The organism is Oceanobacillus alkalisoli (assembly GCF_021556485.1).
GTDB lineage: Bacteria > Bacillota > Bacilli > Bacillales > Amphibacillaceae > Oceanobacillus > Oceanobacillus alkalisoli.
This window is the reverse complement of record NZ_JAKGBW010000038.1, coordinates 1-818: the sequence shown is the minus strand read 5'-3', so window position 1 is coordinate 818 and position 818 is coordinate 1. Positions and strand designations below refer to the sequence as shown.

Genomic DNA, 818 nt, shown 5'->3' with positions numbered 1-818 from the left:
AGGCTACGAGCCGACTTATCGCACGATTAATCGCTTTCGTTCAAATCCCCTTGTTGAAAATATCTTACGAGAATGTTTTGTGCAGTTTCGTAATCAATTGGTGGAGAAGGAATTGATTGAAGAAGAAGCTATTTTTATTGATGGAACGAAGATCGAAGCTAATGCAAATAAATTTACTTTTGTTTGGCGGAAATCCACGGAACGATATAGTGAAAAGCTGATTGAAAAATCAAATCAACTGTACGATAAGTTGTTAGAAAAAGAAATTATTCCAGCCATTGAACAAGAAAGCGAAGAAGAGTTGTCGGTACAAGAACTGGAAGAAATCGTTGAAAAGTTAGACGAAAAAATCGAGGAATATGACGATAAGATTGAAGCGTGTGAAGTTGGAAGTGAGCGTAAGAAAATCCGTTCGGAACGTAAATTTCCAAAACAAGTTCGGAAGCAATTTGTGGACTTTGTGACGCGTAAACAAAAGTATCAAAAAGATATGGAGATTTTTGGTGACCGCAATAGCTATTCCAAGACGGATCCTGATGCGACCTTCATGCGTATGAAGGACGACTACATGAAGAACGGTCAATTGAAAGCTGGTTACAATGTTCAAATTGCGACAGAAGGGCAATACGCACTTGCTTATAATGTGTTTCCGAACCCAACCGACACGCGCACGCTAATACCTTTCCTCGATACGATTGAAGCTAACTTTTTTGAGCTGCCGGAATTTATTGTCGCAGATGCCGGATATGGTAGTGAACAGAATTACGAAGATATCCTAAAAAATCGAAATCGAACGCCACTCATTACATACAATCAAT

General features: G+C 39.0%; 1 protein-coding gene. It reads left to right on the top strand.

Translation table 11 applies throughout. The features are described 5' to 3' along the window. A partial coding sequence (locus LZD48_RS18370) for a transposase (protein ID WP_235764128.1) occupies positions 1 to 818 on the top strand: 818 nt, incomplete at both ends.